This is a genomic window from Burkholderia sp. 22088, from assembly GCF_052045915.1.
GTDB lineage: Bacteria > Pseudomonadota > Gammaproteobacteria > Burkholderiales > Burkholderiaceae > Burkholderia > Burkholderia cepacia.
In genome coordinates this window covers 198,794-212,603 of the sequence record NZ_JBQEPY010000018.1, presented here as the reverse complement: position 1 = coordinate 212,603, position 13,810 = coordinate 198,794, and the positions used below count along the sequence as shown (strand labels likewise).

At 68.9% G+C, this 13,810-nt stretch carries 11 protein-coding genes; 5 read left to right on the top strand and 6 right to left on the bottom strand.

The window, feature by feature from the left end; all coding sequences use genetic code 11:
• Positions 1-131: 131 nt before the first annotated feature.
• Entirely contained in the window at positions 132-1,220 is a 1,089-nt protein-coding gene (locus ACTJLD_RS30900) for a calcium:proton antiporter (RefSeq protein ID WP_021162015.1), read from the bottom strand.
• 550 nt (positions 1,221-1,770) lie between these two features.
• On the opposite strand from ACTJLD_RS30900, the gene ACTJLD_RS30895 reads away from it, so the two are divergent.
• From ACTJLD_RS30895 to ACTJLD_RS30875, 5 genes are all read left to right on the top strand, one after another.
• Positions 1,771-3,327: a 3-hydroxyacyl-CoA dehydrogenase gene (locus ACTJLD_RS30895; RefSeq protein WP_060085436.1), complete on the top strand. Its 1,557-nt coding sequence runs from the start codon at positions 1,771-1,773 to the stop codon at positions 3,325-3,327.
• A gap of 58 nt (positions 3,328-3,385) precedes the next feature.
• Positions 3,386-4,708: a phenylacetate--CoA ligase PaaK gene (gene paaK, locus ACTJLD_RS30890; RefSeq protein ID WP_440660516.1), complete on the top strand. Its 1,323-nt coding sequence runs from the start codon at positions 3,386-3,388 to the stop codon at positions 4,706-4,708.
• Positions 4,709-4,746: 38 nt separating this feature from the next.
• On the top strand, positions 4,747-5,547 hold the full coding sequence (locus ACTJLD_RS30885; RefSeq protein ID WP_146253944.1) for an enoyl-CoA hydratase-related protein: 801 nt from the start codon (positions 4,747-4,749) through the stop codon (positions 5,545-5,547).
• Positions 5,548-5,668: 121 nt separating this feature from the next.
• Positions 5,669-6,340: a MarC family protein gene (locus ACTJLD_RS30880; protein WP_021162011.1), complete on the top strand. Its 672-nt coding sequence runs from the start codon at positions 5,669-5,671 to the stop codon at positions 6,338-6,340.
• Between the two features lie 201 nt (positions 6,341-6,541).
• Positions 6,542-7,522 carry an aldo/keto reductase gene (locus tag ACTJLD_RS30875; protein ID WP_027791832.1) on the top strand — a complete coding sequence of 327 codons (981 nt, stop codon included), beginning with the start codon at positions 6,542-6,544 and terminating at the stop codon, positions 7,520-7,522.
• 17 nt (positions 7,523-7,539) lie between these two features.
• Here the strand turns inward: ACTJLD_RS30875 and ACTJLD_RS30870 are convergent, their stop codons facing one another.
• The 5 genes from ACTJLD_RS30870 to ACTJLD_RS30850 form a co-directional block, all read right to left on the bottom strand.
• Positions 7,540-8,406, bottom strand: a complete 867-nt coding sequence (locus ACTJLD_RS30870) for a lysostaphin resistance A-like protein (protein WP_440660513.1) — start codon at positions 8,404-8,406, stop codon at positions 7,540-7,542.
• A gap of 74 nt (positions 8,407-8,480) precedes the next feature.
• Positions 8,481-9,137, bottom strand: coding sequence for a VC0807 family protein (locus ACTJLD_RS30865; RefSeq protein ID WP_440660512.1), 657 nt, complete (start codon positions 9,135-9,137; stop codon positions 8,481-8,483).
• A gap of 142 nt (positions 9,138-9,279) precedes the next feature.
• Positions 9,280-11,217 carry a sensor histidine kinase gene (locus ACTJLD_RS30860; RefSeq protein ID WP_440660510.1) on the bottom strand — a complete coding sequence of 646 codons (1,938 nt, stop codon included), beginning with the start codon at positions 11,215-11,217 and terminating at the stop codon, positions 9,280-9,282.
• Between the two features lie 438 nt (positions 11,218-11,655).
• Complete coding sequence (locus ACTJLD_RS30855) at positions 11,656-12,720, bottom strand: 2,3-butanediol dehydrogenase (RefSeq protein WP_042978224.1); 1,065 nt, start codon at positions 12,718-12,720, stop codon at positions 11,656-11,658.
• Between the two features lie 339 nt (positions 12,721-13,059).
• Complete coding sequence (locus ACTJLD_RS30850) at positions 13,060-13,800, bottom strand: GNAT family N-acetyltransferase (RefSeq protein ID WP_440660508.1); 741 nt, start codon at positions 13,798-13,800, stop codon at positions 13,060-13,062.
• Positions 13,801-13,810: the final 10 nt, after the last annotated feature.

Below are 13,810 nucleotides of genomic sequence, written 5' to 3'. Positions count from 1 at the left end.
GCTGTCGAAGTACCACCGCGAGAACGGCGGCGACATCATCTGGGAAATCGCGTCGGGCTACTTCGGCTGCCGCAACGACGACGGCACCTTCAACCCCGACAAGTTCGCGCCGGGCCGCGCGCAGGTGGGCGTCAGTGGGTGATCGACAGGAACAGGTAGGCGGCGAACAGCGACAGGTGCACGACGCCGTGCAGCACCGTCGTGCGGCCCTGGCTGAGCGTCAGCGTGCTGACGAGCAGCGTCAGTGCCAGCAGCACGGTTTCCATCGGGCCGATGCCGAGCGTGAGCGGCTGGCCGACCCAGATGAACACGGCCGCGACGGTCGGGATCGTGAGCCCGATACTCGCGAGCGCCGACCCGAGCGCAAGGTTCATGCTGGTCTGCAGGCGATTCGCGCGTGCGGCGGTGACGGCCGCGAGCCCTTCCGGCAGCAGCACGAGCGCGGCGATCACGATACCGACCGCGGCTTCGGGCGCACCGAGCCGCAATACGGCATGCTCGACGGCCGGCGACAGCAGCTTCGCGAGCAGCACGACCGCGACGAGGCTCGCGAACAGCAGCAGCAGGCTGATCAGCGCGGTGCGGCTGCTCGGCGGCGCCGCGTGAACCGATTCGTTCGCGCTGTCGTGCGCGGTGAGGAAGTAATCGCGGTGACGCACGGTCTGCACGAACACGAATGCGCCGTACAGCACGAGCGACGACACGCCGGCGAACGCGAGCTGCGATTTCGAAAAGAACGGGCCCGGTGCGGCGTTCAGGTAGTTCGGCATCACGAGCGACAGCACGGACAGGGAAGCCAGCACCGCGAGCGCCTTGCTCGCGCCGCGCCCCTGGAAGTCCTGCTCGCCGTGCTTCCATGCGCCGACCAGCAGGCAGATGCCGACGATACCGTTGCAGATGATCATCACGGCGGCGAACACGGTGTCGCGTGCGAGGCCCGATTTCTCGGGGCCGGCGCCGAGCATCACCGACACGATCAGCGCGACTTCGATGACGGTCACGGCGACTGCGAGCACGAGCGTGCCGAACGGTTCGCCGACCCGATGGGCGACGACTTCGGCGTGGTGGACGGCGGCGAACACGGCGCCGGCGAGTGCGGCGGCGAACACCGCGATGACGAGGCCTTCGGCCGGCACGACGCGCGACAGCGCGAGGACCAGCCATGCGGCAAGCGGGGCCACGAGGGTCCAGCGCGGGAGCTGGTTGGACGAGAGCGGCATGGAGGGTTTCCTTATGCGAGTGGCGGCGCGCGACGCGCCGTCACGGGTTGACGAAGCCCGGCCGTACTATCCGCCGAACGAGGATGATGAAACCGAAAGATGGCAGCACGCAACGGTGCTGCCCTGGGTTCGCCGCCGTGAGGCAGCGAGGGGCGCGGGCGGGCCGGAGCCCGTCGCGGGATGAAACGATTCGATGCGCCCGCCGCAAACCGCGAGGCGGGCGCGTGAGACGACGCGCGTGCCGGAGGCTCGGTTCCGACCCCGGAAGGGCGGCCGGCAATGGACGGCAGTGGCGGCGTGACACGCGGTTTCCCCCTGAAATCCGGTGGTTTGCCGGATTTTATCAGGCGTTCGGGGGTCGCTATCTCATATTCGAACGCTTTCATTGACCTTTCGGTTTGCAAAAAGTGCCCCGAACGTTCGAATTTTTTGTCTTTGCAGTTTCCGTAACGGTCTCTTGCACGACAAATTCGGGCACGCCCTGACATAAATCTACCGACCGGTCGGTTTATAATCGCTCGCACTTCCACTTCATGACGGATCGCAAGCGATGGCTGTTTCTTCTGCACATTCGGTGAACCCGGGCGCGCTGGCGCCGTCGGCAGTCGTCGGCGTGATCGGTGCCGGCGCGATGGGCGCGGGCATTGCGCAGGTCGCGGCGGCGGCCGGCCATACGGTGCTGCTGTACGACCTGAACGAAGCCGCTTGCGACAAGGCGCTGGCCGGCATCCGTGCGCAGTTCGCGCGGCTCGCGGAGAAAGGCCGGCTCGAACCGGCACAGGCCGATGCGGCAGGCAGCCGGCTCCGCGCGGTGCGTGCGCTGGCCGATTTCGCAGGTGCCGCGCTGATCGTCGAGGCGGCCGCCGAGCGGCTCGACGTGAAGCGCGAGATCTTCGCGACGCTCGAGCGCCATGTCGACGACGCGTGCCTGCTGGCGACCAACACGTCGTCGATCTCGATCACGTCGATCGCGGCCGGGCTGCGCGCGCCGCAGCGCGTCGCCGGCCTGCATTTCTTCAACCCGGCGCCGTTGATGGCGCTCGTCGAGGTGGTCAGCGGGCTCGCGACCGCGCCCGAAGTCGCACAGGTGCTGGTTGCGACCGCCGCCGCGTGGGGCAAGCAGCCCGTGATGGCCAAATCGACGCCGGGCTTCATCGTGAACCGCGTCGCGCGGCCGTATTACGCGGAGGCGCTGCGCGTGCTGAACGAACAGGGTGGTGCGCCGGCGTCGATCGACGCGGTGATGCGCGAGGCCGGCGGCTTCCGGATGGGGCCGTTCGAGCTGATGGACCTGATCGGTCACGACGTGAACTTCGCGGTGACCGAATCGGTGTTCCGCGCGTACTTCAACGACCCGCGCTACACGCCGTCGCTGATCCAGCAGGAACTCGTGAACGCGGGTTTCCTCGGGCGCAAGTCGGGGCGCGGTTTCTACTCGTATGCGGACGGCGCGACGCCGCCCGCGCCCGATCTCGAAGCCCCGCGCGCCGCGCCGGCCGACGTCGCACTGTTTGCGCAGGACGGCCCGGCCGCCGCGCTGCATACGCGCTTCACCGAACGCATCGCGGGCGCCCGGCAGGCCGGCGCGCATGCCGACGACCTGCTCGCGACGGCCGGCCGCGCGTCGATCGCGCTGACCGACGGCCGCACCGCGACCGCGCGCGCCGCGCAGACGGGCGTGGCCGATCTCGTGCTGGTCGACCTGGCGCGCGATTACACGCAGGCCGGGCTCGTCGCGCTGACGCGTGCGCTCCAGTGCAGCGACGCGGCCTATGCGGACGCGGTCGGCCTGTTCCAGCAGGCGGGTTTTCGTGTCGTCGGCGTCGCGGACGTGCCGGGCATGGTCGCGATGCGCACCGTCGCGATGCTCGCGAACGAGGCGGCCGACACGGTGAACCAGGGCGTGTGCTCGCCCGCCGATCTCGATCTCGCGATGGAGAAGGGCGTGAACTACCCGTGCGGCCCGCTCGCGTGGGCCGATGCGATCGGCATCGGCCGCGTGTTTCGCGTGCTGTCGAACCTGGCGGCGAGCTATGGCGAGGACCGCTATCGCGTGTCGCCGCGCATCGCCGCACTGCATGCGGCCGGCCGCACGTTCCGGTCGTAACGCCGGCTTCGTCACCTCGAACACGATAACGACATCACTCCATTGGAGGAGCACCCCGATGACCCACCCGACGCATCCCGCCGCCGCCCTCGAGCCGATCGAGACCGCCAGCCGCGACGAACTGCAGGCACTGCAGCTCGATCGCATGAAGTGGTCGCTGCGCCACGCGTACGACAACGTCCCGCACTATCGCCGCACGTTCGATGCGGCCGGCGTGCACCCGGACGACCTGAAGTCGCTCGCCGATCTCGCGAAGTTTCCGTTCTCGACCAAGAACGATTTGCGCGACAACTATCCGTTCGGGCTGTTCGCCGTGCCGCGCGAGCAGGTCGTGCGCGTGCACGCGTCGAGCGGCACGACGGGCAAGCCGACGGTGGTCGGCTACACCGCGCGCGACATCGATACCTGGGCGAACGTGACCGCGCGCTCGATCCGCGCGGCCGGCGGCCGCCCGGGCGACACGCTGCACAACGCGTTCGGCTATGGCCTCTTCACGGGCGGTCTCGGGATTCACTATGGTGCGGAACGGCTCGGCTGCATGGTCGTGCCGATGTCGGGCGGGCAGACCGAGAAGCAGGTGCAACTGATCCGCGATTTCGAGCCGAAGATCATCCTCGTCACGCCGTCGTACATGCTGAACCTGATCGACGAGATGGTGCGGCAGGGGATGGACCCGGCCGAGTCGTCGCTGAAGATCGGCATCTTCGGCGCCGAGCCGTGGACGCAGGCGCTGCGCGAGGAAGTGGAGACGCGTGCGGGCATCGACGCGCTGGACATCTACGGGCTGTCGGAAGTGATGGGCCCGGGCGTCGCGTGCGAATGCGTCGAGACGAAGGACGGCCCGGTAATCTGGGAAGACCATTTCTATCCGGAGATCATCGATCCCGTCACGGGCGAAGTGCTGCCCGACGGCAGCCAGGGCGAGCTCGTGTTCACGTCGCTGACGAAGGAAGCGATGCCGGTGATCCGCTACCGCACGCGCGACCTCACCGCGCTGCTGCCGCCGACCGCGCGCGCGATGCGCCGTCTCGCGAAGATCACCGGCCGCTCCGACGACATGCTGATCGTGCGCGGCGTGAACGTGTTCCCGAGCCAGATCAAGGAGATCGTCGTCGCGCTGCCGCAGCTGTCGGGCCAGTTCCAGATCACGCTGTCGCGCGACGGTCACATGGACCGGCTCGACCTCGCGGTCGAACTGCGCTCCGAAGCGGCCGCGTCCGTCACCGAAAGCGATCGCGCGGCGCTCGCGCGCGAGCTGCAGCACCGGATCAAGACGATGGTCGGCGTGTCGTCCGGCGTGACGGTGCTGGCGGCGGGCGGCATTCCCGCGACCGCGACCGGCAAGGCACGGCGCGTGATCGACCGCCGCCAGGCCGCGTAATTCCGATGTTTGCCGTTCTACCCGAGGAAACCTGTTCGATGGATGGATTGAAGACCCTGGCCGTCACGGTCGATGCGCGCGGCATCGCAACCGTCGCGTTGCAGCGCGGCGACGTGCTCAACGCGTTCGACGAGACGATGATCGCCGAACTGACCGTCGCGTTCACCACGCTCGGCTCACGCGACGACGTGCGCGCGATCGTGCTGCGTTCGGACGGCCGTGCGTTCTGCGCCGGCGCCGACCTGCAGTGGATGCAGCGCGCGAGCGCGAACGACGCGGCCGCGAACCTGCGCGATGCGGAGCGGTTCGCCGCGATGATGCGCGCGATCCGGCAATGCCCGAAGCCGACGGTGGCGCGCGTGCAAGGTCACGCGTTCGGCGGCGGCGTCGGCCTGTGCGCGGCGTGCGACATCGTGATTGCGAGCGATCACGCACGCTTCTCGGTCAGCGAGGCACGCTTCGGGATCCTGCCGGCCGTGATCGGGCCGTATCTGGTCGAGGCGGTCGGTCAGCGCCAGGCGCGGCGGCTCGCGCTCACCGCGACGCAGCTCGCCGCCGGCGAGGCGGTCGCGATCGGCCTGATCCACCAGGCCGTGCCGCTCGAGTCGCTCGACGAAGCGCTCGACCGGACGCTCGCCGAACTCGGCCGGAACGGCCCGAACGCGCTGATGGAGATCAAGCGCTTCTTCGACACGATCGGCGAGTATCCGTCGTCCGACGAGCGCGCGGCGTTCACCGCGCAGACGATCTCCCGCGTGCGGGCGACGCCGGAAGCGAAGGAAGGCTTCGCCGCGTTCTTCGCGAAGCGGCCGCCGGCATGGGAGGCGGGCGCCGAATAAGCGCAAGCGGAGACGATCGGCGGCGCAACGGGCGAGCCCGCATTTTGCGCCGCGGGCGCTTGCTCTACAATGCGTGACCCCCGGCGCCCCGCCGGCCCAGCCCCGACCGATTCTTCATCCGATGATCGTCAACCGCCTTATCTCCGAGATCCTGTTCGGCTTCACCGGCCTGATCGGCATCATCAACCCGATCGGCATCGCGTTCCTGTTTCTCGAACGGACCGAGGCGCTCACCGAACACGAGCGGGACCTGCTCGCCCGGAAGGTCGCGTTCAACTCGTTCATCGTGCTGCTGGTCGCGTTTTTCGCCGGCACGCCGGTGCTGCATTTCTTCGGGATTTCGATGGAAGCGCTGCGGATCGGCGGCGGCTTCGCGGTTGCCGTGGCCGGCTGGCAGATGCTGAACGAACCCGACGGGCCGGGCGGCGGCGACACGCCGGTCAAGCCGATCGACGCGAACGCGATCATGACGCGCGCGTTCTTCCCGCTGACCGTGCCGCTGACGGTCGGCCCCGGCTCGATCGCGACCGCGATCGCGCTGAACGCGAACCGCACGCACAAGCTGTCGGAGTTCATGCTGTCGAGCATCGTGTCGATCGCCGTGTCCGTGCTGGTCGCGGTCGTGATCTGGCAGGTCTACAGCCGCTCCGCGCTGCTGTCGCGCTACCTCGGCAGCGAAGGCACCAAGGTCGCGAAGCGCGTGTCGGCGTTCCTGCTGCTGTGCATCGGCGTGCAGATCATGCTGACCGGCTTTTCCGCGTTCCTGCAGCCGATCGCCGACCAGGCCAAGTAAGCGGCCCGCGCCGCGGCGCATGTCCCGCGCAGCCGGCGCCCCGCGCGGCCTCGCTACCTCGCGACCTCGCGCCGGCGAACGCCCCTTCGTCCGATGCGGCGACGCCGCACGTCTTTTTGCCGCCCGGGATACCATGCGACGGTCCGGCCGATGCGCGGCGCGCATCCGGCCGTCAGCTCAACTTCAATGGCGAGGCGTGCAATGGAATACGTGAAATTCGGATCGACAGGGCTGGAAGTGTCCAGCCTGGTGCTGGGTTGCATGACGTTCGGCGAACCGTCGCGCGGCTCGCACCCGTGGACGCTGCCGGAAGCGGAGAGCCGCCCGATCATCCAGCGGGCGGTCGAAGCCGGCATCAACTTCTTCGATACCGCGAACATCTATTCGGACGGCACGTCGGAGGAGATCGTCGGCCGCGCGCTGCGCGATTTCGCGAAACGCGACGAGATCGTGATCGCGACCAAGGTGTTCTACCGGATGCGGCCGGGGCCGAACGGCGCGGGGTTGTCGCGCAAGGCGATCATGACCGACATCGACCAGAGCCTGAAGCGGCTCGGCACCGATTACGTCGATCTCTACCAGATTCACCGCTGGGATTACGGCACGCCGATCGAGGAGACGCTCGAGGCGCTGCACGACGTCGTGAAGGCCGGCAAGGCGCGCTATATCGGCGCGTCGTCGATGTCCGCGTGGCAGTTCGCGAAGGCGCTGCATACGTCGAAGCAGCACGGCTGGACCCGCTTCGTCAGCATGCAGAATCACCTGAACCTGCTGTATCGGGAAGAAGAGCGGGAAATGCTGCCGCTGTGCGCAGACGAGGGGATCGCGGTGATTCCATGGAGCCCGCTCGCGCGCGGCCGCCTGACGCGCAACTGGGACGAGTCGACCGAGCGGCAGCAGAGCGACGCGGTCGGCCAGCGGCTTTACGACGCGACGGCCGAGTCGGACAGGGCGGTCGTCGACGCCGTCGCGACGATCGCGGCCGCACGAAACGTGCCGCGTGCGCAGGTGGCACTCGCGTGGGTCGCGCAGAAGGCCGGGGTCACCGCGCCGATCGTCGGTATTTCGAAGCCGCGGCAACTGGACGACGCACTGGCCGCGCTCGAGCTGAAGCTGACCGACGACGAGATCGCCACGCTCGAGCGCCCGTACGTGCCGCACGCGGTCGCCGGGTTCGACTGAGCGGCGCCGCGCGGCCCTCAGCGCGCGGCGGCGAGCATCGGGTAGGTGAACAGTCCGAAGTGGACGACGTTGAGCCCCGCATGCGCGAGCGCGGACGCGAGCAGTCCGCCGCGCCGCCATGCGAGGCCGTAGCCGACGCCGGCCACCGTGCCGAGCACGATCCATGACCAGCCGCCGGCCGCATGCGCGGCGCCGAGCAGCACCGCGCCGATCGCCAGCGCGGCCCATGGCCCCCACGCGAACGCACCGAACGCGCGCGTCAGCCCGCCCTGCACGTAGCCGCGGAACAGCGCCTCCTCGGCGAGCGTCACGAGCAGCAGGTTATTGACGAGCCACAGCCAGCCCGACGCCGGCCACTTGGGCGCCCAGCCGACCATGCCGAACGCGAGCGCGCCGGCCAGGCACGCGGCCGCCGTGGCGACGGCCGCCACCGCGCCGGTGCGCAGCGCGCGCGACAGCGGGACGTCGGGGGCGACCCACGGCAGCACCCACACCAGCCACAGGCCGACGAGCGGCTTGTCGAGGTTCAGGTACATCGTGAACGGGACGGCATCCGGCGTGAAGCGCGTCGGGGCGATCACGAGGGGATTGTGGAAGCCGGGAAGCAGATGCAGGCTGAGCGCGACCGCGAGTGCGGCGAAGATGGCGTGCGCGGCGATGCGCACCGCGCGCGGGCGCCCGGGCATCACGCCCCAGGCGGCCGCGGCCAGCAACGCGAGCGGCGCCAGCGCGAGCGGCGCGAGCTTGCCGAACGCCAGCGCGCACGCATAACCGAGCGCGGCAAGGCCGACGCTCAGGCCGTGCTGCGGGCGATGCCACGCAAACGCGGCGGCCGCGAACAGGGCAAGCCAGATCGTGGCGGATGGAAGGAGCGAGAGGGACATGACAGGAGCGGCATTCGTCGGACGAGACGCCGCGCATCATACAGCAGCCTTCCGGTCATGCCGGCCGGGAGCCGTCAGCGGCCGGCGGTTTCGGTGACGCCGTCGCGGCCCGGGATGTCGACGCTGTTGCGCACGCGCATCCGCCGCCGGTACCAGAACGTCCACGTCAGCAGACAGCCGAACACGGTATAGCCGATGATCGGCGACACGACCAGCACGCGTTCGACCGGCCAGGTCACGACCATCCAGCAGCGCAGCAGCATTTCCAGCGTCATGAACCCGCCCCAGACGAAGGTCATGCGCCGGAGCATCTGCCGCAGCCCCGGCTGCGCGTTCCAGACCGCTTCGAAATGCGCGGCACCGCCATCCATCTCGCGGGCGATGGTGGCGCGCGCGAGATAGAAGATCAGCGGGCGTTCGCGGAACAGCGACAGCAGGAACACGACGCCGATCGTGCCCGACGCGAGCGATTCGCGCATCAGCAGCGTGCGTGCGCTGCCGCCGAACGCCATCCCGATGATCGACAGCGCGATGCCGAGCAGCACGATGGCCGCCACCGCATCGACGCGGCGCGAGCGGATGAATTCGACGATCGACCAGATGACCGGCGGGACCGCCGACGCGTACAGCGCGCCGGTTTCGCCGAAATACGGCTGCGCGGCCCGGTAGGCAACCCAGGGCAGCACCAGGTTGACGAAGAGTTCGAGAATGAGTCCGGCTCGCGGTTTCACGGTGAGCAATTCCACGCAGGTTGGGGCGAACGCGCAATGGGTGTGGTGGCCACCGGTTGCCCCGAAAAGGGTTCGGTCCAGTATATCGAAGAATCGCGCGGGGTTGCGGCACGGCTTCGGCCGCTATCCGCCGGCACCATCGTCATGGCGCCGCCGCGGCCGGCAGCGTGATCGTGATGGTGGTGCCCTGCAGCACGACGCTGTGCACGTGGATGTGGCCTCCGTGCCGTTCGACGACGGCCTTGACGAATGCCATGCCGAGCCCGACGCCGCTGGTTTCCGGCTGGCCGGCGGTGCGGAAGCGCCGGTAGCGCTCGAACAGTCGCGTCTGGTCCCCGCTGCTGATTCCGCACCCGCTGTCGCGGATCGTGCAGCGCACGGTCTTGCCGTCGGCGCCCGGCTCGACCTTGCATTCGATGCTCGTCAGCGGCGGGCTGTACTTGATGGCGTTGTCCAGCAGGTTGATCAGCGCGCGCGACAGCAGCGCCGGGTCGCCCGGCACGATCGTGTCGTCGCGCCGCGGCACGTCGTCGATCGACATGGATTTCCGGTGCGCGAGCGGCCACACCGCATCGCGTGCCTCGTTCATCAGGTCGGCGAGGTTGACCGGCACGCGTTCGTATTCGCTCGCCTCCGCACGCGACAGCTGCGCGAAACCGTCGGCCATCGCCAGCGTGTGCCGCGCCAGCCTGGCGATTCTCGCGAACTGCTGCTTTATCTGCGCGTCGCCCGCCCGCTGCGCCTGCGTGTCGATCAGGATGATCAGCGACGTCAGCGGGGCGCGCATGTCGTGCGAAAACAGCGTCAGCATGTCGTTGCGCTGGCGCTCGAGCATGTCGCGGCGGACGGTCGCGTTGCGCAACGTTTCCAGCGACGCGTGGATCCGCGCGATCTCGGGCCCGACGCCGCGCGGCAGCGCGACGTGCGACGTATCGCCTTCGCTGAGCGCGACGATCCGGCGGCCGAGCACATCGAGCGGCTTTGACAGCAGCCGCTGCATGCCGCGCGCGAGCGAGGCCAGGATCGCGATGCACAGCGTCGTGGCGAACGCCGACACCCCGACCCTGATCCGGGCGGCGTTCCGGTCGCCGATCGCGCGATGCCGGGCAAGGTCGATCACGCGGTCGCGCAGCAGCTCGCTCGGCCGGAAATGCGGCACGATCGCGCGGGAAAAATCGGCAGCGCTCATGGCATACGCGCCGTCCCGGCCGCCGGCGACGGTCGTGTCGACGAGCGGCAGGATGTGCGCATCGAAGGCCGCGTTGAGCTGCGCATATTCGCGTGCGACGTCGGGGTCGTCGAGTTGCGTGCCGATCGCGCCGTCGATCAGCGCGCGCAATTGCTCGATGCGGCCGCGCATCCGCATGATGTCCGCGAGCTGCGCGCGATCGAGCGCCTGCCGCGCGAACATCGGCGCGATCAGCAGCGAACCCGTGCGCCCCGCGTATTCCCGGAGATCGCCGAGGAGCCGCGCGAGCAGGATCGCACCGGACGTGCGCGGATCGCGCATCGCCGTGTCGGTCATCGCGCCGTCGATCAGCAGCGACAGCGTGTCGACGATCCGGAACAGGCGCGCCTGCGCGTGCTGGATATCGTGAACGCTGCGTGACGCGAGCGGCCGCGCGTCGAGCGCATCGACTTCGGCACGCGCATCGGCAAGCGTCATCCGGACGGAGTCGAGTGCATGCAGCAGGTTGCCGCGCTCGCGGTCGTCGAGCACGGCCGCCTGCGCGATGCCGGCGCGAAAACGTTCGAGCGCGTTGTCGGAACGCGCGCGCGCGGCGAGCAGGTTGCGGATCTCGGCGGCGCCGTCGTCCTGCAGGCGTACCAGCAGGTCGTTCGTCGGGCCGCGTTCGGCCGAGATCACGTTGGCGGCGCTCATCGCGCCGCGGACGAATTCGAAGCTCTGCAGGTCGGCGTTTTCCTGCCGGTATTGCCGGAAACTCCCCCAGATGATCGTGCCGCAGAGCAAGGCCAGCAGCGTGGTGACGAGCGCGAAGCCGATATGCGTCTTCTGCAGGATCGTCAGCGATCGAATGTTATATGCGTGTTCCCGGCTAAACGAGAATGAACGATTCATGACACACCATGTTTGCAAGCTGTCCCGGGTGGGCCCGTATTCTCGGCCTGTCGGCGCCGTGACGCCGTAAGGTTTTGTGGGGGGCGGCCGCCTTCACGGGGCGGCCACGATCCCGGCCGGGAGGCCGGATCTCGCGTTGCACAGGATCACCTTGCGTCAGTGCCCTGTCGACATCGGGCGAATCGCGCTTGATCCGGAGAAACCCTGATCGCGTATTGAACCCGTGGCGCGCTACGGCAGATGGTTTGGATTGCGAATATTCTTGATCTGCGCGTCTGCCGTGTGGTGCGGCATCAGGTCCGCTTCGGACGATGGCGGCAAGGAGGGGGCTGGACGGGAATGGAAGGCAGGTGCGCCGCCCGTATACGGGCGACGCTTCAGGACGATGCTGCAGCAGGTGTGCCGCGGCGCGAATCGGTGCCGCGGCCGCGCGAGCGGTCAGGCGACGGCGGGCCGAACGATGATCTTCACGTTACGGTCCTTGTGATTGACCAGTTCCTCGAAGCCGTGCGAGACGATGTCGCCGAGCGCGATGCGCCCGGTGATGAGCGGCTGCACGTCGATGCGGCCGTCCGCGATGAAGCGGATCACGTCCGCGAACTCGCCGTTGTACGCGAGCGAGCCGATCACCTCCTTTTCGGTCGACACGATGTCGAAGAAGTTGAACGGTGCCGGCTCCTCGAAGATGCCGACCATCACCGACTTGCCGGCCTTGCGGATCACGTCGATCGCGAGCTTCGCCGTGGCCGTGTGCCCGATGCACTCGAACGACACGTCGGCGCCGTAGCCGTCGGTCAGCGCCTTGACTTCGGCGATCGCGTCGGACGTCTTCGGATCGATGACGACGCTCGCGCCGACCTCAAGCGCCTTCTGCTTGCGCGCGGCCGACATCTCCAGCGCGATCACGCGCCCGGCGCCCGCGGCCTTCGCGCACATGATCGTGCACAGGCCGATCGTGCCCGCGCCGACCACGACGACGGTCTGCCCGACGATGTTGCCGGCCTTCTTGACCGCATGCAGCCCGACCGCGAGCGGCTCGATCAGCGCGCCGGCCTCGGTCGGGAAACCGTCGGGCAGCTTGTACAGCAACTCGGCCGGCACGTTCACGTATTCGGCGAACGCACCGTTGTTCATCAGCCCGGTGAACGCGAGGTTCTCGCAGATGTTGTACAGCCCGTGCCGGCAATACCAGCAGGTGCCGCAATGCTGGCATGCGTCGGCCGTCACGCGGTCGCCGACCGCGAAGCCGGTCACGCCCGCGCCGAGCTCGGCGATCTCGCCGCTGAACTCGTGGCCGAGGATGCACTGGCCCTTCAGGCCCGTCAGCGGATGCGGCGCGTCGACCGGGATGAAGACGGGGCCCGCGACGTATTCGTGCAGGTCGGAGCCGCAGATCCCGCACCAGTGCACGCGAATCGTGACCCAGCCGGCCGGCGGGCGCGCCGGAACGGGAACCTGTTCGACGCGGATGTCGTGGCGGCCGTGCCAGACGGCGGCCTTCATGCTGGGGGCGGTGGTCGATGCCGGTGTACTCACGTTGCTGTCTCCGTCAGGTTGTCGTCGGGCACGCGGCATGGTTGGCCGGTGTGCCCGTTGCGCGATTGCGCGATCGACCGGTATGCAGGAACGGGGCCAGCTCGAGCGGGTACGCCGGATGGCGATTCAACGGAACGTGCGTGATGCGATGCACCATTCGCTTGTTCCGTTGACAGGAAAAGATTCGGCGGGGGAGGCGCGCGAAATTTGCTGCAACTGCTGAACGGCACGCCGGTGAGACGCTGGGACGTTCGTCTCAGTGCAATGAGACGAATCGCGAGACGCGCGGCGCCGTTCGACGCGCGGTCAGGCGACGATTTCGTCCACGGCGACCGGTGCGAGCCGCGTGAATCCGGCGGCGCGGTACAGCGGCAGGCCGGCCTCGGTGGACACGAGCCACACGCGCTGCGCGCCGCGTTGCCGTGCGTGCGCGACGATCGCGGCGAGCGACTGCATCGCGAGCCCCCGGCGGCGGTACGCATCTGCCGTCGCGACGCGGTCGACGACGATATCGTGCGCCGACGCAAATCCGTAGCGTGCGGTGGCGGCGATCTGCCCGTCCAGGCGATGCGCGAACAGGAACGCGGCCGGATTCGGCTGGAATGGCGGGAACGGGGCGTCCGCATTGAACGTTTCGATGTCGCGCGGCGTGTGGCACCCGAGCGCCTGCGCGAGTGCATCGTCGCCGGACAGCGTGTCGATATCGGCGGCCATGAAATGCTCGTCCGACAACCGGCGTGTCCTGCCTTCCAGTGCGGGCGGCAGCGGCGCGGCGCCGTAGCGCGTGATCCACGCGCCGACGGTGAACGGGCCGTCGCCATACGCGGGCGCGCCCTCGATCACGAAGTGCTCGAAAGGCCGCCCCATGCCGGCGTCGAACCGCACGACCTGGCCGTCCGGGCTGTCGTGCAGCGGCGCATCGCGCCGGTCGCGTGCGGCGCAGTAGCCGGCGACGAAGATGCGCACGGCGGCCTTGCGGCGGGGGAAGGTCGACCAGGCTGCGTCGAGCGGAAGCGGGGCGTCGGGAGCGGGATAGGCGGTCGGCATGCGGGCGCAA